This is a genomic window from Pseudomonas sp. WP18 (assembly GCF_036689585.1).
Taxonomy (GTDB): Bacteria; Pseudomonadota; Gammaproteobacteria; order Pseudomonadales; family Pseudomonadaceae; genus Aquipseudomonas; species Aquipseudomonas chlororaphis_E.
Map to the genome: position 1 here is coordinate 2,451,038 of NZ_CP144758.1, position 22,054 is coordinate 2,473,091.

18 protein-coding genes are annotated in these 22,054 nt (G+C 63.6%); 15 read left to right on the top strand and 3 right to left on the bottom strand.

The features are described 5' to 3' along the window. Positions 1–4 precede the first annotated feature (4 nt). Together V5F23_RS11110 and V5F23_RS11115 are read left to right on the top strand one after the other, a co-directional pair. Complete coding sequence (locus tag V5F23_RS11110) at positions 5–1,354, top strand: aminotransferase class III-fold pyridoxal phosphate-dependent enzyme (protein WP_042731992.1); 1,350 nt, start codon at positions 5–7, stop codon at positions 1,352–1,354. A 79-nt stretch (positions 1,355–1,433) separates the two neighbouring features. Then, positions 1,434–2,759, top strand: a complete 1,326-nt coding sequence (locus V5F23_RS11115; protein WP_338474594.1) for a hypothetical protein — start codon at positions 1,434–1,436, stop codon at positions 2,757–2,759. 53 nt (positions 2,760–2,812) lie between these two features. Here the strand turns inward: V5F23_RS11115 and V5F23_RS11120 are convergent, their stop codons facing one another. Next, a complete protein-coding gene (locus tag V5F23_RS11120; RefSeq protein ID WP_123578855.1) occupies positions 2,813–3,571 on the bottom strand; it encodes an IclR family transcriptional regulator in 759 nt (252 codons plus the stop codon). Between the two features lie 272 nt (positions 3,572–3,843). On the opposite strand from V5F23_RS11120, the gene V5F23_RS11125 reads away from it, so the two are divergent. The 13 genes from V5F23_RS11125 (at position 3,844) to V5F23_RS11185 (ending at position 17,961) form a co-directional block, all read left to right on the top strand. After that, a complete protein-coding gene (locus tag V5F23_RS11125; protein ID WP_123578856.1) occupies positions 3,844–5,385 on the top strand; it encodes an acetolactate synthase large subunit in 1,542 nt (513 codons plus the stop codon). 10 nt (positions 5,386–5,395) lie between these two features. Further along, entirely contained in the window at positions 5,396–6,886 is a 1,491-nt protein-coding gene (locus V5F23_RS11130; RefSeq protein ID WP_338474595.1) for an aldehyde dehydrogenase family protein, read from the top strand. A 26-nt stretch (positions 6,887–6,912) separates the two neighbouring features. Beyond that, entirely contained in the window at positions 6,913–7,707 is a 795-nt protein-coding gene (locus V5F23_RS11135) for an SDR family oxidoreductase (protein ID WP_042731326.1), read from the top strand. A gap of 12 nt (positions 7,708–7,719) precedes the next feature. Next, entirely contained in the window at positions 7,720–8,760 is a 1,041-nt protein-coding gene (locus V5F23_RS11140) for a YCF48-related protein (protein WP_042731325.1), read from the top strand. 11 nt (positions 8,761–8,771) lie between these two features. Next, the gene (locus V5F23_RS11145) at positions 8,772–9,221 is read left to right on the top strand and encodes a VOC family protein (protein ID WP_042731324.1); all 450 of its coding nucleotides are present in this window, start codon (positions 8,772–8,774) and stop codon (positions 9,219–9,221) included. Between the two features lie 16 nt (positions 9,222–9,237). Then, entirely contained in the window at positions 9,238–9,840 is a 603-nt protein-coding gene (locus V5F23_RS11150) for an amino acid synthesis family protein (RefSeq protein WP_042731323.1), read from the top strand. A gap of 27 nt (positions 9,841–9,867) precedes the next feature. Further along, entirely contained in the window at positions 9,868–10,737 is an 870-nt protein-coding gene (locus V5F23_RS11155) for an alpha/beta hydrolase (RefSeq protein ID WP_212803665.1), read from the top strand. Further along, on the top strand, positions 10,737–12,344 hold the full coding sequence (locus tag V5F23_RS11160) for a bifunctional 3-(3-hydroxy-phenyl)propionate/3-hydroxycinnamic acid hydroxylase (protein WP_042731321.1): 1,608 nt from the start codon (positions 10,737–10,739) through the stop codon (positions 12,342–12,344). Before V5F23_RS11155 ends, V5F23_RS11160 begins: the two co-directional genes overlap by 1 nt. Beyond that, positions 12,341–13,120 carry a fumarylacetoacetate hydrolase family protein gene (locus V5F23_RS11165; RefSeq protein ID WP_212803666.1) on the top strand — a complete coding sequence of 260 codons (780 nt, stop codon included), beginning with the start codon at positions 12,341–12,343 and terminating at the stop codon, positions 13,118–13,120. Before V5F23_RS11160 ends, V5F23_RS11165 begins: the two co-directional genes overlap by 4 nt. Positions 13,121–13,198: 78 nt before the next feature. After that, on the top strand, positions 13,199–14,137 hold the full coding sequence (locus V5F23_RS11170) for a helix-turn-helix domain-containing protein (protein ID WP_042731329.1): 939 nt from the start codon (positions 13,199–13,201) through the stop codon (positions 14,135–14,137). Between the two features lie 126 nt (positions 14,138–14,263). Continuing rightward, entirely contained in the window at positions 14,264–14,956 is a 693-nt protein-coding gene (locus tag V5F23_RS11175) for a type 1 glutamine amidotransferase domain-containing protein (protein WP_047735549.1), read from the top strand. Positions 14,957–15,113: 157 nt separating this feature from the next. Next, entirely contained in the window at positions 15,114–16,745 is a 1,632-nt protein-coding gene (gene treA, locus V5F23_RS11180; protein WP_338498397.1) for an alpha,alpha-trehalase TreA, read from the top strand. Between the two features lie 68 nt (positions 16,746–16,813). After that, positions 16,814–17,961, top strand: a protein-coding gene (locus tag V5F23_RS11185; RefSeq protein WP_338498399.1) for an IS3 family transposase whose coding sequence is annotated in 2 segments (ribosomal slippage) — positions 16,814–17,069 and positions 17,069–17,961 — 1,149 coding nt in all. Because the reading frame shifts where the segments join, the coding sequence is not laid out codon by codon here. 901 nt (positions 17,962–18,862) lie between these two features. Here the strand turns inward: V5F23_RS11185 and V5F23_RS11190 are convergent. Together V5F23_RS11190 and V5F23_RS11195 are read right to left on the bottom strand one after the other, a co-directional pair. Next, positions 18,863–20,086, bottom strand: coding sequence for a zinc-dependent alcohol dehydrogenase (locus V5F23_RS11190; RefSeq protein WP_047735546.1), 1,224 nt, complete (start codon positions 20,084–20,086; stop codon positions 18,863–18,865). A gap of 251 nt (positions 20,087–20,337) precedes the next feature. After that, the gene (locus V5F23_RS11195; RefSeq protein ID WP_042729813.1) at positions 20,338–22,053 is read right to left on the bottom strand and encodes an ABC transporter ATP-binding protein/permease; all 1,716 of its coding nucleotides are present in this window, start codon (positions 22,051–22,053) and stop codon (positions 20,338–20,340) included. Position 22,054: the final 1 nt, after the last annotated feature.

A 22,054-nucleotide genomic window follows, 5' to 3' on the forward strand; every position in this document is an offset into this window, starting at 1 on the left:
AGTCATGTACGAGAAATATAAGACAGCACCCAAGAAGTTCTGGCATCCGATGAGTTCATCGGCCCCGGCGAACCGGGCCCGGACCTTGATCATCGCCAGCGGCGACGGCAACTACATCACGGACATCGACGGCCACCGCATGCTCGACGGCGTAGGCGGCTTGTGGAACGTCAATATCGGCCACAACCGCGCCTCGGTGAAGGCCGCCATTGCCGCGCAACTGGATGAGCTGGCGTATTACCAGACGTTCGACGGCATTGCCCATCCACGGGTATTCGACCTGGCCGAGCGCCTGACGTCGATGTTCGCCCAGGAAAAAATGGCGCGGGTGCTGTTCAGTTCCGGCGGTTCCGATGCCGTCGAGACCGCCCTGAAAATGGCCCGCCAGTACTGGATCGCCAGCGGCGAACCGGGCCGCACGCGCTTCCTGTCGCTGCGCAATGGTTATCACGGCGTGCACATGGGCGGCACTTCGGTGGGCGGCAACGGCGTGTACCACTACAACCACGGTCCGTTGCTGGCCGGCTGTCATCTGCTCGACACTCCCTGGCTGTATCGCAATCCCTGGGATTGCCGCGACCCCGAGGCGTTGACGGAGCACTGTATCCGCCAGCTCGAAGACCAGATTGCCTTGTTGGGCGCGCAGACCATTGCTGCAATGGTGGCCGAGCCTGTGCAGGGGGCGGGGGGCGTGATCGTGCCGCCGGCGCACTACTGGAAGCGCCTGCGGGAGGTTTGTGATCGCCACGCGATCCTGTTGATTGCCGATGAAGTGGTCACCGGTTTCGGTCGCTCCGGCTGCATGCTCGGCAGTCGCGGCTGGGGTGTCGCCCCGGACGTCCTGTGCCTGGCCAAAGGCATCACCGCCGGCTACATCCCCATGGGCGCGACGGTCTTCAACCAGCGCATGGCCGATGCGATCGAGAACGGCCCGGGCTTCAGCAACGTCATCATGCACGGCTACACCTACAGCGGCCACCCGACGGCCTGCGCCGCGGCCCTGGCGGTGCTGGATATCGTCGAGGCCGAGGACCTGCCGGGCAATGCGGCCACCGTCGGCGCCCAGTTGCTGGCGCAACTGCAGCCGCTGGTCGAGCGCCACGCAGTGGTCGGCGAGGTGCGCGGCAAGGGCCTGATGATCGCCCTGGACCTGGTGGCCGACAAGGCCACCCGCGAGCCGCTCGATCCGGCGTCCGGCCGTGCCTCGCGCATCGCCGACGAGGCACGACGCGCCGGAGTGCTGGTGCGGCCGATCGGCAACAAGATCGTCCTTTCGCCGCCCCTGACCCTCACGGCCGATGAGGCGGGCCAGATGGTCTCTGCCCTCGACATGGCCCTAACCGACTGCCGCTAGTCGGCGTCCGTTCCACCGACGCAGCCAGGTTGCGTCGGTTCGCGCCTGAGCATCAGGCGCCCCCTCAGGAGCTTCAACCATGCGCTATCCATCGTGGGTTTCACGTACAAGGGACAGTCTCGTCTGCGCCTTGACGCTGTCGGTCATCAGCCAGGCCCAGGCATACGAACTGTACGCCGATGAAAACAGCCACCTCAACGCCGACGCCGTGGCGGTGTTCGGGATGTTCAACAGTCGCAAGAATTACGACGGCACGCCGGGGGGATCGACCTGGCGAGAAGGGTTTATCAAGTACGGTTTGAGTGGCGACCAGGGATTGGCCGGCCATGGCACTGCCTACGGTGCGTTCAACCTGGTCAGCTCCGCCACCTGGGGGGACGGCGACCCGGCCGGCAACTCGGTTGGATCCGAGCGCACCACCAAGATCGAAGAGGCTTATCTGGGCTGGCGCTCCGGCGACCTGTTCCCGGCGTTGGGCCAGGATGGCGTCGATGTCTCTGGCGGCCGCCAGGTGGTCAAGCTGGGGCGAGGCTTCCTCATCAACGACGACGGGCCGAATCTGGGTAAAGGACCGGCCGACGGCCGCCTGAACCGTGGCGGTGCCTATTACATGGCGGCCCGGCATGCCTTCGACCAGACCGCGGTGGTGCGGCTGGGAGGGCAGGACGGGGTGCACGGCAGCGTGGTGTGGCTCAAGTCCGACAACCGTGCCCAGGCCGAGACCGAACTCGCGGCCGGTACGCTGGACTACACCGCCAAGGCCGGCACGCTGGGGCTGACCTGGGTGCACGGTATTGACGTCGATGATCGGTGGGCCAGCGACTTCCAGCGCCAACGCAAGGGGCTGGACGTCTACAGCCTGCGCGGCGAGGGCGACGCTGGCATCGAGAACGCCAGCTTCGCCTTCGAGTACGCCTGGCAGGACAAAGACGCCGGCACCGAGAATGCCTGGTACGCCGAGGCCGGGTATACCTTCGCGGACGTTGCCTGGGCGCCGAAGCTGACGTACCGCTACACCCGCTACTCGTCCCGGTGGGATTCGCTGTTCACCGGCCAGAGCACTGGCTACGGCACTTGGTTCCAGGGCGAGGTGGCCGGTAACTACGCCGGGCCGTTCAACACCAACACGGGTATCCATCATGTCGGCCTGAAGGCCACGCCCTTGGAGAATCTGACCCTCGGTGCGCTGTTCTTCGACTACAACACCGTGCGCAAAGAAAACGCCGTCAACCTCGACGCCCGGGAGCTGGATTTCTATGCCGAGTGGGCTGTCAGCGAGCACCTGATCGTCACCCCGTTGATCGGCCTCTACAAACCGGACCGGGATGCCGCGACAGGGGGTAACCAGGTGGGCGGCAACGGGACCAACCTGTACAGCCAGGTCACCGTCGCCGTTCCATTCTGATCCGGCGCCGCTGCGGGCGGATGGCACCGCAGCGTCTGTCTTGGCGAGGTTGTCTAGCCCTGGCCGGAGACCGGCGGATGCTTCATCCGCTCGGCGATTCGCCGGGTGGTCTCCATCACCATTTCCACCACGGTGTCTTGGCGTAGCAGCTTGAAGCTCTGGGTACTGCCGACCGCCGAGAGGCTGCCGACCACCTCGTCGAGCGCCGGGTTGATGATCGGCGCCGCGATACCGGTCAGGCCTTGGTTGAGCTCGTCGTGGGTCAGGCAATAGCCATCCTTGCGGATCTTCTTCGCCGCCTTGGAAAAACCGGCCCAGTCGTAAGGGCTGTCGGGGTCGTTGGCCATGTGTTCATCGAACAGGCGTTGCAGGCGCCGGCCTTTCTGGAAGGCGATCAGCACCTTGGATTGCGCGCCGCGGAAGAACGGCAGCGGATGACCTCGGCCAAAGGAAAACTGGTAGGTGTCATCGGGTTCGGCAATGTACGTGTTGATGATGTGGCCGTCGTAGAAAACGCTGGCGAAGACCGCCAGTCCGGTTTCCTCGGACAGCGTATGCATCAGTTCGCGACCGGCCACGAGGATCGGGTCGTACTGACGCATCATCCAGTCCAGCTCGATGATCCGTGGCCCCAGGCCATAGCTGCCGGCGTCCACCCGGACCAGCAGGCCGGCGTCACACAGGTCCTTGACGTAGCGGTACACCGTCGCCCGCGACAACCCCATGCGTTCGGCAATGGTGTCGGGGTCGATCTTCAGCTGTTGCGGGCCGAACAGGTCCAGGACGCTCAGCATTTTACTCAGACTGCTCATTTGACTCCTAAGGAGGGAGGGCGCGTGGATGGCCGATGGGTGAGCACTATAGGTAGACGCGCCAGGGATGGAAAGCCTGCCCATGGCAGGGATAACCCGCCATCACGGTACTCCTGTGGCTGAGAAAAACAAGCATATGGATGGCGTTTTTAAGTTTAAAAATACAATAAAATCTCAAAATACGAGTTTTTCGTTAAAAAATAGCTTGTTGATCCAGATTTTCTGTGTGATAAATCTCAGCCACTGCAAACGCTCGATCAAGAGGGCTGGAAATGAATGGTGCGCAACTGATAGTGAAGGCGGCGGTGGCAAGCGGTATCGAGTACTGCTTTGCCAATCCCGGAACGACGGAGATTCCCCTGGTGGCCGCGATGGCCAGTGCGCCGGCCCTCAAACCGGTCCTGTCGCTGTTCGAGGGCGTGTGCACCGGGGCCGCGGACGGCTATGGCCGGATCGCCGGCAAACCGGCCATGACCTTGACGCACCTGGGGCCAGGCTTTGCCAATGGCATCGCCAACCTGCACAACGCCCGGCGGGCCAACACGCCTATCGTCAATGTCATCGGCGATCACGCCTCCTGGCACGTCAACTACGATCCGCCCTTGGCCAGCGATATCCAGGCCCTGGCCGGCAGTGTTTCCGGTTGGGTGCGGACTTCGCGCACGGCGGCCGGCGTCGGGGAAGACCTGCAGGAAGCGGTGCGTGCCGCCTGGCAGGCCAAGGGACAAATCGCCAGCCTGATCCTGCCGATGGATTTACAGGCCAACAGCGTGGCGATTGAACGTCCGTTCAGCGCCTTGCAGGCCCCGGTCCGGCGTATGGCCGGTGATCGGATCGAAGCCGTGGCCCAGGCCCTGCGCGACGGGCGCCGGCTGGTGTTCATCGTCGGTGACGAGGGCTTGTCCGTGGACGGACTCCAGGCGGCGGGGCGCCTGGCCCAACTGCCGGGTGTACGGATGTTCGCCGAGACGTTCCCGCGCCTGAGCTACCGTGGCGGTGGCTTGCCGGACCTGGATCGCCTGCCGTATTTCCCCGAGGTGGCGATCGAGATCCTCGACCAGTACGACGCCGTCGTGTGTGCCGGCGTCCCGGATCCGATCAGTTACTTCGGCTATGAGGGCATCGCCTCGCGTTTGGCCGAGCGTGAACGCCTGCTGTGCCTGGCCGAGGTGGGGGACGATGTCGCCGGCGCGCTCACCGCGCTTGCCGATGCCTTGCAGGCACCGGCCTTCCAGCCGACCCCGATGGGCATCGAGTTGCCGCCGGGCGAAGCCGAGCTGACTCCGCAATCGATCGGTCAGGTCCTGGCTGCCTCACTGCCGGACGACTGCATCGTTTCCGTGGAGGGTGGCACGTGTGGCTACCCGTTCTTCACTGCCTCGGCCCATGCCGCGCGGCACCGGGTACTGACCAATACCGGAGGCGCCATCGGCCAGGGCATTCCGGTGGGGTTTGGCGCGGCCCTGGCCGAGCGTGGCAACCGGGTGTTCTGCCTGCAATCGGACGGCAGCGCCCAGTACACCATCCAGACCTTGTGGAGCATCGCCCGCGAGCAATTGCCGGTGGTGATTCTGATTGCCGCCAACCATCGCTACGCGATCCTGCAGAACGAATTGCGCCGTTTCGGCATGACCGAGCTGGGGCCCGAAGCCCTGAGCCTGACCGTCCTGGACCGCCCACGCGTCGACTGGAAGGCCCTGGCCAAGGGCTACGGCCTGCCGGCCTGCACCGTCTGCACCAACGCCGAACTGCAACGGGCCCTGGCCAATGCCAAGGCTGACGGCGGTCCTTGCCTGATCGAAATGGCCCTGTGAAGGAGGGGATATGAGTCAGATCCAATTACTGCCCGCCGTCGAGCAATTCCTGGCACAACCCGGCCGGCTGTTCATCGGGGGGGCCTGGCAGGACGCAGCCAGTGGCCGTCGGTTTGCCGTGGAAAATCCGGCGGACGAACGCAGCGTGGCGCACGTGGCCGAAGGTGACAAGCGCGATATAGAAGCCGCCGTCGCTGCCGCCCGCGCGGCCTTCACCGGACCCTGGGCCACGCATTCACCGGCCCAGCGTGGCCTGCTGCTGTTGCGCCTGGCGGAACTGCTCGACCAGCACCGTGAAGAATTGGCCCAACTGATCACGCTGGAGAACGGCAAGCCGATCGCAATGGCCCGGGGCGAAGCGGCAAGCGCGGCCAACATCGTGCGCTACTTTGCCGGTTGGCCGACCAAGATCGAAGGCAGCACGCTGCCGGTGTCGCCCGCCAGCGGCGCGCCGATGCTCAACTACACCCTGCGCGAACCGGTGGGTGTCTGCGCCTTGATCGTGCCGTGGAATTTCCCGCTGACCATGTGCGTGTGGAAGCTCGGCCCGGCGCTGGCGACCGGTTGCGTCGCGGTGCTCAAGCCTGCCGAGCAGACGCCCCTGGTTGCGATTCGCCTGGTGCAGTTGATCGAGGCCGCCGGCTTCCCGGCCGGGGTGGTCAACCTGGTCACCGGCCTGGGTGCCGACACCGGTGCGCCGCTGGCCCAGCACCCGGACGTGGACAAGATCGCGTTCACAGGTTCCACCCAGGTGGGCCGGCTGATCGCCCAGGCCGCCACCGGCAACATGAAGAAGGTGTCCCTGGAGCTGGGCGGCAAGTCACCGAACATCATCCTGCCCGACGCCGACATCGTGCGGGCAGCCAAGGGCGCCGCCGACGGCATTTTCTACAACCAGGGCCAGGTTTGCACCGCCGGGTCACGCCTGTATGTACACGCCAGTGTCCTCGACCAGGTGCTCGAAGAGCTCCAGCGCCATGCCGCCGCCCACTCGCTGGGCCCTGGGCTGGACCCGGGCAGCAGCATGGGGCCGCTGGTATCGGCCCGGCAGTTGAACTCGGTGCGTGGCTACCTGCAACGCGGCCAGGAAGAGGGTGCCGAGCTGGTGTGCGGCGGCGCGCGTCCCGAGCACCTGGAGCGCGGCCACTTCATCCAGCCCAGCGTGTTTCTCGACCGCGCCGAACGCGCCTGTGTCGCCCGCGAGGAAATCTTCGGGCCGGTGCTGACGGTCATGAGCTGGACCGAGATCGACGAACTGGTGCTGCGCGCCAACGACTCGCCCTATGGCCTGGCAGCGGGCCTGTGGACCCGGGACCTGCGCTCCGCCCACCGGGTGGCCGCACAGTTGAAAGCCGGATCGGTGTGGATCAACTGCTGGAACGTCGTCGACCCGGCGTCGCCGTTCGGTGGCTACAAACAATCCGGCTGGGGCCGGGAAATGAGCAAGCACGTGATCGATGCCTACACCGAGACCAAGAGTGTCTTTGTCGATCTGGCCTGAACCGAATAAACACAAGAGGAACTGCTATGGATCTGGAATTGCAAGGCCGCGTGGCAATCGTCACCGGCGGTGGGATGGGCATCGGCAAGGAAGTCGCACGTTTTCTTTCCCAGGAAGGCTGCAAGGTGGCGATCTGCGCCCGGCGCATGGAGTTCTTGCAGCAGGCTGCCGAGGAAATCAGCGCCGAGACCGGTAACGAGGTACTGCCGCTGTACTGCGACACCAACCAGATGTCGGCCGTGACGGACATGGTGCAGGCCGCCTACAAGCACTTTGGCCGCATCGACATCCTGGTCAATGGCGCCGCGGCGCCGTCCGGGGTGGTTCGCAATGACATCGAGCACGCCGGCGACGACGAGCTGCTGTCGGACCTCAACACCAAGGTGATCGGTTACTTCCGCTGCGCCAAGGCCGTGACCCCGCACATGAAGGCCGGTGGCTTCGGTCGCATCATCAACATCGGTGGCCTGACCGGGCGTGGCAGCAAGGTGCTCTCGGGCATGCGCAACCTCGCCATTGCCCACATGACCAAGACCCTCTCCGACCAACTGGGCCCGGCCGGTATCACCGTCAACCTGATTCACCCCGGCGTGGTGGACACCCCGCACATCCAGGAGCTGTACGAGCGCGAAGGGATCAAGCAGGGCAAGACCCCTGGGCAGGTGGAGCAGGGCTACATCGACGCGACGCCGATTCGCCGCACCCTGGCGCCCATCGAAATGGGCTGGCTGATCGGTTTCCTGGCGTCCCCCAAGGCCGGCGCCGTAACGGGCGAGTCCATCGGCATCGACGGTGGCCTGACCCGTGGCATCTTCATTTGAGGAGCAACAGCGATGAGTAACGGAACCCTTTTGGTCGCCACCGTGGGGCAGGCGGTCATCCGCAGTGCCGATGACGGGCGCACCTGGCACCGCCTCGGCCTGGGGCAAGACCTTGAGTTCGATGCGATCACCCGATCCTTGAGTGTTCATCCCGAGGCGCCTGAAGTGATCTACGCCGGCACCGATGTCGGCCTGTGCGTCAGCCGCGACACTGGCGGGCACTGGCAGCGGGTGGACTCACCGTTCAACGGGCAGACGGTGTGGAAGGTCGCCGTGGATCCGCAGGATGCCCAGCGCATTTTCGTCGGCACCGGGGCACCGTCCCGTGCCGTCCTGTGGCGCACCCTCGACGGCGGCCAGCACTGGGACCGGGCGCCAGTGGAGATTCCCGAGTTCTGCGAAGGTGTCAGCCGGCCGCGCCTGTTGGCGTTCGCCTATGACCCGACGGACCGCAACCAGCTCTGGTTCGGCCTCGAAGAGGGCGGCCTGTTCCACAGCCGCGATGGCGGCGACAGCTGGACTCGTGTCGACGACCGGCTGTTGTGGGACTACAACTCAGACATCCACAACATCCTGGTACTGCCCAACCACGGCCAGAAAGTCATCGTCGTGGTGTGCGTCAACGCCGTCTACCGCAGCCTCGATGAGGGCCAGACCTGGACCGGCATAGAAGCCCGCGAAACCTTCGGCCTGTACTACGTGCGCGCCATGAATGCGCCGCTGGGCAGCCAGGACACCCTGTACCTGAGCATTTCCGATGGCACGCCGGGTACCACCAGCAAGGTGCTCGTCTCCCGGGACGCGGCCATCAGTTGGGAGGTGCTGCCGCTGTCACAGCAACCCAACTCCTGTGTCTGGGCAATTGCCCTGAACCCGGCCAACCCGCGCCAGATCGTCGCCGGCACCAAGTATGGCCATTTGTTCACCTCCGAGAACGGCGGTGACGGCTGGCAGAAACAGTGGCGCGAGTTCAGTGAAATCGCTGATGTGCTCTGGACGCCAGCCGTGGCGCAGATCAAGTCCGGGCATCAATCCATCATCAAGAAGAACTGAGGTATCGCGCGATGAAAGTCGAGGTCGTTCGTACGCATCTGTCGCTGTTCGTCAAGGACCCGGAAACGTCGGCACGCTGGTACGCCGACGTGCTGGGCATGCACGAAAGTGCCCGGGGTGAAAGCTGGATCATGATGGCCTTCGGTGCCAAGCACCACGACATCGCCCTGATCCGCGCAGAACCGGGTGCCCACCAAGGTGGACTGGGCCTGCAGCACTACGGGCTGGAGATCGCCGGCGACATGACCACCCTGCGCCAGCTCTACGGCATGTTGCTTGGCAAAGGGATCGAGGTGGTGAAGATCACCGATCATGAAATCGGCAACGGCGTGTATTTCAACGACCCCGACGGTAATCGCATGGAGTTTTTCCTCGAGACCGAACACGACGACGAGCGCGGCAAGGAACGTTTCAAGTCGGCCGGCGCGCCCAGTCGTCACTTCGATCTCGACCCACTTTGAACAAGAGGCATGTCTGATGAAAACCGCTAATTTCGCCCGTTATCACATCCGCAAGTGGTACAGCTTCGTCGAGGAAACCCTGGCCAACGAAACCGGCCAGTTGGCCGACGGCGAGCCGTTGTTCAAGTACGCCATTGGCGCCGTGATCGCCAACCCGTATGCCGGTCGCTTCAGCGAGAGCCTGGCCGAGTTGGTCGAACCCTCGCCGTTGCTGGGCCAGGAGTTCGGCCGGCGTATCCAGGCCCTGGCGGGCGGGCGCGAGATCGTCAGCTATGGCAAGGCCTGCCTGGTGGGCAGCGCGGGCGAGTACGAGCACGGCAATGCCTTGCTCACCAACCCGGCGGCGGACCCGATCCGGGTCGCGCTGGGCGGTGGCAAGTCCTGGGTGCCTTCCACCGGCAAGCGTGGCGGGCCGGGTGCGACCATCGACGTGCCGTTGGCCCACAAGGATGCGCTGTATGTGCGTTCGCACTACGACAGCATTTCGCTTTCGTTCAGTGACGGCCCGTCCGCCGATGAACTGGTAATCATCTGGGCGTTTGCCACGCGCGGACGCCTGCATGCGCGACTCGGTGGCCTCCAGGCCGCCGACGTCAAGGGCAACGATGGCCTGTACTGAGGGGCGTTGACCGTGGGAGCCAAACGAATGTCTGCGAACAGCCACTTCTTCACCAATCGATCGTCGATGCACCTGCACTACGTGTCCTGGGGCAACGAGTCGGGCATCCCCGTGCTGCTGCTCCACGGCCTGCGCTCTTATGCCCGGACCTGGGAGTCGCTGGCCAATGCGCTGGGCGACCGGTACTGCTGCCATGCCCTCGACCAACGCGGCCGTGGCTTCAGCGACTGGGCGTCGGCCAGCAGCTACCGGACCGAGGCCTATGTCAGTGACGTCGAGGATTGGGTGGTGCACCTGGGGCTGCGGCAGTTCATCCTGGTGGGGCATTCCCTCGGCGGCACCAACGCACTGGAGTACGCGCGGCTCAATCCCGGACGGCTACAGGCGCTGGTGATCGAGGACATTGGCCCAGGCTCTTCTGTCAGTGGCGACGGAGCCGCGCGTATCCGCCGCGAGATGAGCGAGACGCCGCTGGTGTTTCCCGATTGGCCGAGTGCCGCCCAGTTCTGGCAGCAGTCGCGCCCCGGCCTGTCCCAGGAGGGGCTGGCCTCCCGGCTGATGCATTCGATGAAGGAAACGCTGGCGGGCATCGAGTGGCGTCACGACCAGCAAGGCATCGCCCAGGCACGCCTGACCATCACGCCCACCGACCTGTGGCCGGCGGTACGCAGCCTGGATTGCCCGACGCTGTTCATTCGTGGCGCGCGCTCCGATTTCCTGCCGCTGGCGACCCTTGAGGCAATCAGGCAAGCCAATGCTCGGGTGCAGACGACGGAAGTCGCCGATGCCAGTCATTACGTCCATGATGACCAGAGCGAGATCTTCAACCGTGTCGTCAAGGACTATCTGGACGGCCAGGGCTTGCAACCACAACAAAAACAATGCGGTGAATCGTGATGAAGCAGGACAAGACCCAGGTTGTCATCGTCGGCGGTGGCCCGAACGGGATCACCGCCGCGCATTACATGGGGCTGTACGGGATCGAATGCGTTGTCCTCGAGTTGGCGGACGGCATCCTGCCGTATCCCCGCGCGGTGGGCATGGACGATGAGGCGCTGCGGGTGCTGCAAGGCATCGGCATCGCCGAGCTGGCCGTCCGCGACATGATCTGCGACGTGCCGCTGCGCTACTACAATGCGCGGGGCGTGTGCTTTGCCGAGGTCAAGCCGAGCACCGCCCGCTACGGCTGGCCGATGCGCAATATCTTCATGCAGCAATTGCTCGAAGCGACCCTGCGCGAACAGCTCGGCACGCGCGCCGGCGTCGACCTGCGCCAGGGCCATGAAATGCTCGACCTGGAGCAGGATGACCGCGGCGTGACGTTGCAGGTGCGCGACGCCCAGGGTGAGTTGTATCAATTGCAGGCGCAGTACGTCATCGGGGCGGACGGTGGTCGTTCCGCCGTGCGCAAGAAACTCGGCATCGAGTTGCTGGGCCTGACCCACCCGCGCAAATGGGTGGTAATCGACACCTGTAACGACACCCTCGATGCGCCTTACACGGCCTTGCATGCCGATCCGCAGCGACCCTTCGTCTGCATCTATTTGCCGTACCAGCAACGGCGTTGGGAGTTCATGTTGCTGGAAGGCGAGGACGAGGCGAGGATGTGCGAGGAGGGCACCATCCGGGCGTTGATCCGGGAGCACATTGGTGATGCGGTCGATCAACTGGACATCATCCGTATCCGGGCGTACACCCACAACTCCCGGGTTGCGGCCCGCTTTGTCGAAGGGCGCGTGGCGCTGGTGGGGGATGCGGCGCATATTTCCCCACCCTGGGCCGGCCAGGGCCTGAACTCAGGCCTGCGTGACGTGGCCAACGTCGCCTGGAAGATCGCGGCCATCATCCAGGGGCGGGCATCGGCGTCGATCCTGGCCAGCTACGACCAGGAGCGGCGCGGGCACGCCACCGACCTGATCGCCCTGGCCGACAACATGGGCGCGGTGCTGGGCCTGACCAACCCGTTGATGGCCGGGGTACGGGACTGGTTGTTCCAGGCCGTCAACAGCGTCGACAACCTGCGCTCGCACCTGCTGGAGTTCAAGTTCAAGCCCAAGGCGACCATCACCAAGGGCCTGGTCCATCATGAGCGGGCAGAACTGCATGAGGACGATCTGGTCGGCCAACTGTTCATCCAGCCGGCCATCGAGGATGCTCAGGGGCAGCGGCGTCGTCTTGACGAGGTGTTGGGGCATTCCTACGCGGTGCTGGGGTATAGGGTCAACCCGCGCGAGGCGCTCAGCGAGCAGAGCGCCGCCTATTGGGCGCGTTGGGACACGCGCTTCATCCAGGTCAACCGTTCACGCAGTGGCAAGGCGGCCGGCCAACCGTTGACGGCCAGCGGCGCCATCAGTGTCGAGGACGTCGACAACCGGCTGGGGGAATGGTTTGCCAAGGTGCGCGACTGCATCGTGGTGGTGCGCCCGGACCGCTTCGTTGCCGCGATCACCACGCCGGAACGGCTCGACGGTGTGTTGCGCAAATTGGCGGAGCAGCACTCATGAACCCGCTCGACGATCTGGTGGTTCGACTCCACCACGCCGGGTTGGGCGCCGAGGCCTTGCCACCGTTGCCGCCCCTGGCACTGGATGTGCCCGCCGGTTATGCCTTGCAGCGAGAGGCCCTGCGCCAACGCGAAGTGCGCGGCGAGCAACTGTCCGGCTGGAAAGTCGCGTTTGCCGGCAGCGCGGCCCAGCGCCGGTTCGGCCTCCACGAGCCGGTGCTGGGAGCGCTCACCCAAGCGATGGCCGTCAAGCCGAGTAGTACGGTGGCGTTGGCGCAGTTGATCCAGCCCAAGCTGGAAGTTGAACTGGCGTTCGTGCTGGGACGGACACTGGTGCCGGGTGACTACAGTGACGAAGCCATCCTGGCTGCCGTGTCCATGGTCGCACCGGCCTTCGAGATCGCCGACTGCCGTTGGCTGGGCTGGCAGTTCGGCGTGGGCGCGTTCCTGGCGGACAATGCCGCGGCCGCGCGCTACTGCCTCGGTTCGCCGGTGGTATTCGATCCGGTCTTGCACGCCAGTGTGGCCTATCGCCTCACCTGCGACGGGGTCTCCTGTGGCAGCGGTGACACCCAGGCACGGGAAGACGCGCCGACGAGCAATCTGTGCTGGCTGGTGCGGCGACTGCTGGCCGACGGACAGGCGCTGGAGGCGGGCCAGGTGGTGCTGTCCGGTGCATTACTGGCACCCCTGGCCATCCAGGCCGGCGAGTACCGCTTGCAGATGCTTGGCACGGAACTGGCTTTGGTTTTCCAGGCGGGTACCGACGCCGCGTGAAGCCAGCCACCGTCAGGGAGGACCGGGCAGCCCATGAAGGGCTGGGAATTACAACGGGGCCACCGAGGAACGATGATCATGCTTGCCGAAGTCCGTACCTTCAATGATCCCCAGCAACACGCCGGCTCCATACGGGGCTGGCAACAAGTCTATGATCAACTCGGTCGTGGCAGCCTGAGCAGCGAATTGCGGCAGGTGTATGCCGACCGTTTTCAGATTTTCCAGGAAGTGCTGGACAAGCGCGTGGTGCAGCGCGGCAGCGCGCCAAAAGGCCGCTTATGTATCGCCATGTCGCTGGGCAGCGCACCAGTGGTCCAGGGGCATCGGGTGGACGCCCGCAGCGTGGTGCTGCTGCGCGACAGCGAGGACTTCGTCCTGCATGCCCCGGAAGGCACGCACTTTTTCGCGGTCAACGTCGACACGGTGCGTTTCGCCAAGCTGGCGGCCTGCGAGTTGTCGAACGAACAGCTCAGGCGCCTGAAAAGCGAATCGCAGATCAGCGTGGATGAAGCGGTACTGCTCAGGGTGCAGCAGCGGATCCATCCGCTGTTCCGACACCTCCTGGAGCAGACGGACGCCATCCATCCGGCTGCGGAGAAGATGCTCGAAGACGTGCTGCTCGATGCGTTCCTCGACCTGTTCAGCAATGCCTCGGATGAAGTGCGTGGCCGCCGCGGCAATTGCACCGTCAGCGCCTACCTGGTCAAACGCTGCCAGGAACTGGTCGCCGCCAGCGGTGACACGCCGTTGAGCATTCTCGATTTGTGCGGGCAACTGCGGGTGAGCCGCAAGACCCTGCAGAACAGTTTCCAGGCCGTGACCGGGATGCGTCCGGTCGAGTACCTGCGCAATCTGAGGCTCAACGCCGTGCGGCGACGCCTGATCAGCACTTGTGCGACCACACTGAACGTTGGTGATATCGCCGTCGCCATGGGCTTCTTTCACCTGAGCCACTTCGCCGCGCATTACCGGGCGTTGTTCGGCGAATCACCCTCGGATACCCCACGGGCCGGCTGACCTTGCCAAGCATTCTTCAGGTGCAGCGTCCTCTTGATGTCCATGGAACGTCTGGCCCGGCACAACCTCTGAACCTTAAGCAAGGCGACACGCGCCTTGCCTTTGATCTTCGGAGGAGCGGTTAAGATGAACATTCTAATGGTCCTTACATCTCACGATCAGTTGGGCGATACCGGCAAGAAAACCGGCTTCTGGCTGGAGGAGTTCGCCGCGCCCTACTATGTGTTCGTCGACGCCGGGATGGACGTCACGCTGGCTTCTCCCCAGGGCGGGCAGCCGCCGCTGGACCCCAAGAGCAATGAAGAGGACGCCCAGACCGACGCCACCCGCCGGTTCCGCACGGACACCGAGGCCCAGGCTGCCTTGGCCAGCACGGTGCTGCTGGGCGAAGTGGATCCCTATGACTTCGACGCGGTGTTCTATCCCGGCGGCCATGGCCCGCTCTGGGACCTCGCCGAGGACCGGGACTCGAAGATCCTCATCGAGGCGATGTACGCCGCGAACAAACCCGTCGCCGCCGTTTGCCATGCCCCCGGCGTGTTCAAGAACGTCGTCGCCCCCGATGGCCAGCCGCTGGTCAAGGGTAAGAAAGTCACTGGCTTCACCAATTCCGAGGAAGACGCGGTGGGCCTGACCCAGGTGGTGCCGTTCCTGGTGGAAGACATGCTCAAGGCCAAGGGCGGCGAGTACTCCAAGGCGGCGGACTGGGCGGTCTATGTGGTCGAGGACGGACACCTGATCACCGGCCAGAACCCGGCGTCTTCCGAGGCCGTCGCCGAGGCACTGCTCAAGCGGTTGGAGCAGGAACAGACGGCCTAGCGCGGCCGAGGCCGAACGGCTGGGCAACCGCCTGAGCGCCGGTGGCTGCGTGCACAGGCGGCTTGGCGCCGTGGTCCGGGCCAGGGTCTTTTAATGAACCCGGGCCCGTCCATCAGGTCACTCCTGTGTCAGGAACGACACTACGATGGAGCTGCCTATGCGACCTATGGATTTCACCAGCCTGTCTTTCGCCGCACTGTTGTGCGCCGCTTGTTCGAGTCAACCGCCTGCCACATGGAGCTATGAAGACGCCAAGGAACGTACCCCTCTTGCACCTGACCACGCGTACCCGGAGCTGTTTGAAGCGGTGCAGCGCCAGGGGATCTTCACCGACCAGAAACACTTCGTCGATGCGCTGCCCAAGCGCGATCCCGCGAAGATCCGCGCCGATTATCTTGCCCTTCATGAGCGCGACGGTTTCGACCTGAAGGGCTTCGTCCAAGACAACTTCATCGAATCCGGCGAAGCGCAAAGCCCACCGCCCAAGCCTGGCGCGCCGATCGAGGCGCACATCGATTCGCTCTGGCCGGTATTGAGCCGCACCTACCGCGAGGTGCCACAGTACAGCAGCCTGTTGCCGCTGCCGCAGCCCTACGTGGTGCCGGGCGGACGCTTTCGCGAGATGTACTACTGGGACTCGTATTTCACCATGCTGGGCCTCGAACACAGCGGCGACAAGGATCAGGTCCGGCAGATGACCGACAACTTCGCCTACATGATCGACACCTACGGTCATATCCCCAATGGCAATCGCACGTACTACCTGAGCCGGTCGCAGCCGCCGTTCTTCGCCTACATGGTGGAGCTGCAGGCTCGCATCGAAGGCGACCAGGCCTACGCTCGTTACCTTCCCCAACTGCAACGCGAGTACGCCTATTGGATGGACGGCGCGCAGGCACTCAAGCCCGGCGCAGCCACCCGGCATGTCGTCAAGCTGGCCGACGGCAGCGTGCTCAATCGTTACTGGGACGCCAGCGCGACACCCCGCCAAGAGTCCTGGCTGCAAGACATCAAGACCGCCGCCCAGGCGCCGGACCGGACGCGCCAGGAGGTCTGGCGCGACTTGCGCGCCGGCGCCGAAAGCGGCTGGGATTTCAGTTCGCGCTGGCTGGGTGACGGCAAGCGCCTGGAGACGATACGCACCACCGCCATCGTGCCGGTGGACTTGAACAGCCTCATGTATCACCTGGAGCGCACCATCGCCAAGGGCTGCGAGACCCTCCGCGACGTGTCGTGCGTCCAGGCTTACGGCCAGCGCGCCGACCGGCGTCAGCAGGCCATCGAACGGCACTTGTGGAAGGCCGATGGCGGTTACTACGTCGATTACGATTGGCAGCTCGACCGACAGCGTCCGGACCTGACGGCTGCGGCGCTGTTCCCGCTGTACACCGGGCTGGCGTCCAACGAGCACGCCAGGCGCACGGCCGAGGCAGTGCGCGGCGGCCTGCTGCGTGCTGGCGGGCTTGCCACGACCCAGGTCAGCAATGGCCAGCAATGGGACGAACCCAATGGCTGGGCGCCGTTGCAGTGGGTGGCGGTGGAAGGGCTGGACCGCTACCAGCAAGGCGACCTCGCGGCACAGATTGGCCAGCGCTTTCTCCAGCAGGTCCAAAACCTTTACCGCAAGGAGGACAAACTCGTGGAGAAATACAACGTGTCTGGCCAGGGGCAGGGCGGTGGCGGCGGTGAATACGCGTTGCAGGACGGCTTCGGCTGGACCAACGGCGTGACACTCAAGTTGCTGGAAAAATATGGAGCGAACGCCTCCAAAGCCCGCACAGGTGAATGACAGATTGAGCTGGTCTAATAGCCCCGGACACCTCAATGGGTGAAACTACACTCATTGAGGAATATTCCATGACTAAGAAGTACAGAAAATTCGACGCCGAGTTCAAGCTGAAGGTCTGCAAGATGGTTGTTGATCAAGGTCTGAGCGTGAACTCGGTTTGTACCGATTTAGGCCTGAGCGATACCGCCGTGCGCCGCTGGGTTCAGCAGTATCAAACCGAGCAGTCGGGCGGTACGGGGATTGGCAAACCATTGACCAGCGACCAGCAGCGTATTCGCCAGCTTGAACAGCAAGTCCGCGAACTGAAGACGGATAATGACATATTAAAAAAAGCTACGGCCTTCTTTGCCCGCGAGTTGAAGTGATCCACCAGTTGGTTCACCAAGTCCAATGCAAGGCCTACCCGGTGGCGCGTATCTGCCGGGTGTTGCGGATCAGTCGTTCGGGGTTTTACGAAGCTCGTCAGCGGCGTTTGAAGCCAAAACCTGTGTGCTCGGTTTCCGCTCAGCTCAAGGCTGCCTTCGTGTCCAATGAACACTGTTATGGCAGCCGTCGTTTGGTGAAAGCGCTGCGTGACACTGGCGTCTCCGTTGGACGGAACAAGGTCCGCCGCCTGATGAAACAACAGGATTTGCGTCCGATTTGGAAGCGCAAGTTCGTTCATACCACTGACAGCAATCACAATTTTCCGGTGGCTGAGAACCTGCTCAATCGCCAGTTCAATCCCGAGCGCATCAACCAGTCGTGGGTCGCTGACATCACCTACATCCGTACCCGCAGCGGCTGGCTGTACCTGGCGGCCGTCATGGACCTGTACTCACGCAAAATCGTGGGCTGGGCCATGGCACCCCACATGCGAGCAGAGTTGGTATGCAGTGCGATGCAACTGGCCATCGCGCAGAGACAACCTGAACCGGGCTTGATCGCTCATTCGGATCGAGGCAGCCAGTATGCCGGTACGGATTACCAGAACTTGCTGACGCGACATGGAATGCGTTGCAGCATGAGTCGCAAGGGCAACTGCTGGGACAATGCGGTCATGGAGCGCTTCTTCTTGAATCTGAAGAGGGAGCGTGTTTGGCGCAAGGATTACGCCAACCATGGCGAAGCGATCAAAGACATCACGGACTACATCGTGCGGTTCTATAACGGAAGGCGAATCCATTCATCCTTGGGCTACTTGCCGCCCAATCAGTATGAGCGGCAAGCAGCCTGAAAAACACCGATTGAGGTGTCCGGAAAAAATTGACCACCTCACTGTGGTGGACACACCTCTCCAGTCCGCCAAACAACCCTGTGGGAGCGGGCTTGCCCGCGAATGCGGTGGGTCAGTTTGCCCCGATGCTGGATGGACCATCGTCTTCGCGAGCAAGCTCGCTCCCACAAGGGATCTGTGGTGGACACACCTCTCCAGTCCGCCAAACAACCCTGTGGGAGCGGGCTTGCCCGCGAATGCGGTGGGTCAGTTTGCCCCGATGCTGGATGGACCATCGTCTTCGCGAGCAAGCTCGCTCCCACAAGTGGATCTGTGGTGGACACACCTCTCCAGTCCGCCAAACAACCCTGTGGGAGCGGGCTTGCCCGCGAATGCGGTGGGTCAGTTTGCCCCGATGCTGGATGGACCATCGTCTTCGCGAGCAAGCTCGCTCCCACAAGTGGATCTGTGGTGGACACACCTCTTCAGTCCGCCAAACAACCCTGTGGGAGCGGGCTTGCCCGCGAATGCGGTGGGTCAGTTTGCCCCGATGCTGGATGGACCATCGTCTTCGCGAGCGAGCCCGCTCCCACAAGTGGATCTGTGGTGGACACACCTCTCCAGTCCGCCAAACAACCCTGTGGGAGCGGGCTTGCCAGCGAATGCGGTGGGTCAGTTTGCCCCGATGCTGGATGGACCATCGTCTTCGCGAGCAAGCTCGCTCCCACAAGTGGATCTGTGGTGGACACACCTCTCCAGTCCGCCAAACAACCCTGTGGGAGCGGGCTTGCCCGCGAAGGCGGTGGGTCAGTTTGCCCCGATGCTGGATGGACCATCGTCTTCGCGAGCAAGCTCGCTCCCACAAGGGATCTGTGGTGGGCACACATTTCCAGTCCACCCCATAACACTGTGGGAGGCGGCTTTAGGTCCCCAGCGCCAGGGCCGGGCCGTCGCCCTCTGGCACTGCGATGGCTGAGTCGCCGGGGGTCAGGATGACCTTGCGGCAATCTTCCTGTTTTTTGTCAAAGATCTTGTAGCCCTCGGCCGCCTGCTCCAGGGCCATTCGATGGCTGATGATGACCTCGGGTGCCAGGCGGCCGGTCTCGATGTGTTCGAGCAATTCGGGAAGGTAACGCTGCACGTGGGTCTGGCCCATTTTGAAGGTCAGCCCTTTGTCGAACGCGTCGCCAAACAGAAAACCGTGGATGAACCCGGAATACACCCCTGGCACACTCACGACCCCACCACGGCGTACGGCGGCAATGCACTGGCGCAAGGCCTTGCCACTGCTGCCTTCGAGCTTCAATGTGGCGAGCACGGTTTCGGTGGTGCTGCCCTTGGCTTCGAAGCCGACCGCGTCCACTACACCGTCGACCCCGCGCATGCCTTGGGTCTGGCGAATGATCGTGTCGGCGGGGTCATCGTCTTCATCGAAGTTGATCGGAATCACACCGTAGGTGCGTTGTGCGTAGGCCAGTCGATAGGGGTGATGATCGACCATGAAAATCCGCTCGGCCCCCAACATTCTCGCGCACGCCGCACTCAACAGACCGACCGGCCCGGCACCGTAGATCGCGATGCTCGAACCGTTGCCGATGCCCGTGTTGGTGACGGCTTGAAACGCGGTGGGCAAGATGTCCGAGAGGAACAGCACTTTCTCGTCCGCGAGGGTGCCCGGCACCTTGAACGGGCCGGTGTTGGCCTTTGGCACTCGCACATACTCGGCCTGGCCACCGGGGACGCCGCCGTACAGGTGGCTGAAGCCGAACAGTGCCGCTCCCGGTGGAATGGACTTCTTGTTCAGGATCGCGCCGCGGCCGGTGTTGGTGGTTTCACAGGCGGCAAACAAATCCATCTGGCAGAAAAAGCAGCTGCCGCAGGCGATCACGAATGGGATCACCACGCGGTCGCCGGGTTGTACGGCGGTCACCGCAGAACCCGTTTCTTCGACGATCCCCATGAACTCGTGGCCGAAGATATCGCCATGCTCGACCGTGGGGATCTTGCCGCGATACAGGTGCAGGTCCGAGCCACAGATGGCTGTTGCCGTTACACGCAGGATGATGTCGTCGCTGTCCACCAGAACCGGGTCCGGGACCGTGTCGACCTTGACGCTGTGCGCGCCGTGATAAGTAAGTGCTCTCATGACGTCCTGCCTTTTTAATCGGGTGATGGTAAAGGGCAGAGACGCAAGGTCGGATGGAAGTTCAGAGAGATCTCGTGGGCGCAGGACTGGCGGTTGTTCTGGGCTGGGGGACCTTGTGGTGGGTTGGAGAGGGCTTGCCGGCCTCTTCGCGAGCAAGCCCGCTCCCACAAAGAGATCTATGGCGAAAACACCTCTCCAGTCCGCCAAACAACCCTGTGGGAGCGGGCTTGCCCGCGAAGGCGGTAGCGGGGTCAGCCCAGAGGGATGGCTGCTTGCCGGGCTTTGCGCTGGACCCACTGGGCCTCGTCCTTGAGTTCGAGGACTTGCCAGTGAATCTGTTCCAGCGAGGTGTTGTGCCCGACGCTGATCAGGATCGATTCCGGCAGGGCCTGCTTGAGCAGTTGGTAGCAGCGCTGTTCGTTGGCCGCATCCAGGGCCGAGCTGCTTTCGTCGAGGAACAGCACCGTGGGCCGGGCCAGCAGGGCGCGGACGAAGGCGCAGCGTTGCTGTTCGCCGATGCTGAGGGTCTGGGCCCAGTCCCGTTCCTGGTCCAACTGATCGCCCAGGTGCTGCAGGCCGATGTGCTCCATGGCCTGGCGCAGCGCCGCGTCTTCCTCACGCCTTGGCGGGTTGGGGTACCACAGGGCTTCGCGCAGGCTGCCCAGCGGCAGGTAGGGTTTTTGCGACAGCGTCAGTGCCCGTTCACGGTCATAGTGGCTGCTGCCCGTGGCGTGGGGCCAGAGCCCGGTGATGGTGCGGATCAGCGTCGATTTGCCGTAGCCCGACGGCGCACTGATCATGAGGCTGTCACCGGGCTTGAGAGACAGATTGAAGCCCTTGAACAATTGCCGGCCGTTCGGCAGCCAGACGTCCAGGTCCTTGATGTCGAGGCCGCTGGCCTGCTGTTCGAGGCGCACCGCAGACTTGACCTCGACGTTGTCCAGGCGCTCCTGGAACCCGTTCAAACGATCGATCACCGATTTCCATTCCGACAGCTCCGGAAACACGCTGACCAGATAGGCGATGGCCGCGTGCACTTCGCCGAAGGCTGCGCTGATCTGGGTCAGGCGTCCGAGGGGAAAGGCACCGGCGAAGAATTGCGGCGCCATGATGAACATGGGAATGACCGTGGCGCTGCGCAGGTAGAACGTCGAGTAGCCCATGATCAGCTTTTGCTTCTTGACCAGCGCCCAGAAGTTTTCCAGCGCCGCCTCCAGGCGTCGGTTGAAGCGTTCGTTCTCCACCGCCTCACCGCGGTATTGGGCCACCGAGTCGGCGTTTTCCCGCAGGCGAATCAGCGAGAAACGAAAGTCCGCCTCGCGCCGCTGTTGCATGAAGTTGAGGCTGGGCAGGGCGCGCCCCAGCCAGAACGCCAGGCCTGTGCCCAGCAGCGCGTACACCAGGGCAATCCACACCAGCAGGCCGGGGATGACCACCGACTGGTCGTTGAACGGCACGCTCACCAGGCTGGAGGCCTGCCAGAGAATGTTCAGGAACGAAAACAGCGACACCACCGACGTCAGCAAGCCCAGGCTCAACTTCAGCGACTTGACGATGAACAGGTCGATGTCCTCGGCGATCCGCTGGTCAGGGTTATCGACCTCGGTCTCGGTCAGCTTCAGCTTCTGGTAGCGCTGGCTGCCCAGCCATTGGTCGAGCATGTTGCGCGTGGCCCAGCGCCGCCAGCGTATGGTCAGCTTCTGCTGGAAGTGGAACGCGCCCACGGTAAAGGCGGCCGTGCCGACCTGCAGCAGGATGAATTGCAGGCTGCCAACGAGAAAACCGTGGTAGTCCAGGGCCTGCAAGGCGTTGTAGAAATGCAGGTTCCAGAAATTGTTGAGGATGTTGACGCCCACCAGGCACAGGGTCATCAGCACGGTACCCAGCAGCAGCAACAGGGCCGGGTACTTTTCCTCGGATGCCCAGAAAGGCCGTGCGAGGCGCCAGAAATTGCGAAGTGTGTGCATG

What these genes read in the sequence shown, in the direction of transcription:
- V5F23_RS11110 (WP_042731992.1), top strand. Translation starts at nt 5, where the DNA reads ATGTACGAGAAATATAAGACAGCACCCAAGAAGTTCTGGCATCCGATG.
- V5F23_RS11115 (WP_338474594.1), top strand. Translation starts at nt 1,434, where the DNA reads ATGCGCTATCCATCGTGGGTTTCACGTACAAGGGACAGTCTCGTCTGC.
- V5F23_RS11120 (WP_123578855.1), bottom strand. Translation starts at nt 3,571, where the DNA reads ATGAGCAGTCTGAGTAAAATGCTGAGCGTCCTGGACCTGTTCGGCCCG.
- V5F23_RS11125 (WP_123578856.1), top strand. Translation starts at nt 3,844, where the DNA reads ATGAATGGTGCGCAACTGATAGTGAAGGCGGCGGTGGCAAGCGGTATC.
- V5F23_RS11130 (WP_338474595.1), top strand. Translation starts at nt 5,396, where the DNA reads ATGAGTCAGATCCAATTACTGCCCGCCGTCGAGCAATTCCTGGCACAA.
- V5F23_RS11135 (WP_042731326.1), top strand. Translation starts at nt 6,913, where the DNA reads ATGGATCTGGAATTGCAAGGCCGCGTGGCAATCGTCACCGGCGGTGGG.
- V5F23_RS11140 (WP_042731325.1), top strand. Translation starts at nt 7,720, where the DNA reads ATGAGTAACGGAACCCTTTTGGTCGCCACCGTGGGGCAGGCGGTCATC.
- V5F23_RS11145 (WP_042731324.1), top strand. Translation starts at nt 8,772, where the DNA reads ATGAAAGTCGAGGTCGTTCGTACGCATCTGTCGCTGTTCGTCAAGGAC.
- V5F23_RS11150 (WP_042731323.1), top strand. Translation starts at nt 9,238, where the DNA reads ATGAAAACCGCTAATTTCGCCCGTTATCACATCCGCAAGTGGTACAGC.
- V5F23_RS11155 (WP_212803665.1), top strand. Translation starts at nt 9,868, where the DNA reads ATGTCTGCGAACAGCCACTTCTTCACCAATCGATCGTCGATGCACCTG.
- V5F23_RS11160 (WP_042731321.1), top strand. Translation starts at nt 10,737, where the DNA reads ATGAAGCAGGACAAGACCCAGGTTGTCATCGTCGGCGGTGGCCCGAAC.
- V5F23_RS11165 (WP_212803666.1), top strand. Translation starts at nt 12,341, where the DNA reads ATGAACCCGCTCGACGATCTGGTGGTTCGACTCCACCACGCCGGGTTG.
- V5F23_RS11170 (WP_042731329.1), top strand. Translation starts at nt 13,199, where the DNA reads ATGCTTGCCGAAGTCCGTACCTTCAATGATCCCCAGCAACACGCCGGC.
- V5F23_RS11175 (WP_047735549.1), top strand. Translation starts at nt 14,264, where the DNA reads ATGAACATTCTAATGGTCCTTACATCTCACGATCAGTTGGGCGATACC.
- treA (WP_338498397.1), top strand. Translation starts at nt 15,114, where the DNA reads ATGCGACCTATGGATTTCACCAGCCTGTCTTTCGCCGCACTGTTGTGC.
- V5F23_RS11190 (WP_047735546.1), bottom strand. Translation starts at nt 20,086, where the DNA reads ATGAGAGCACTTACTTATCACGGCGCGCACAGCGTCAAGGTCGACACG.
- V5F23_RS11195 (WP_042729813.1), bottom strand. Translation starts at nt 22,053, where the DNA reads ATGCACACACTTCGCAATTTCTGGCGCCTCGCACGGCCTTTCTGGGCA.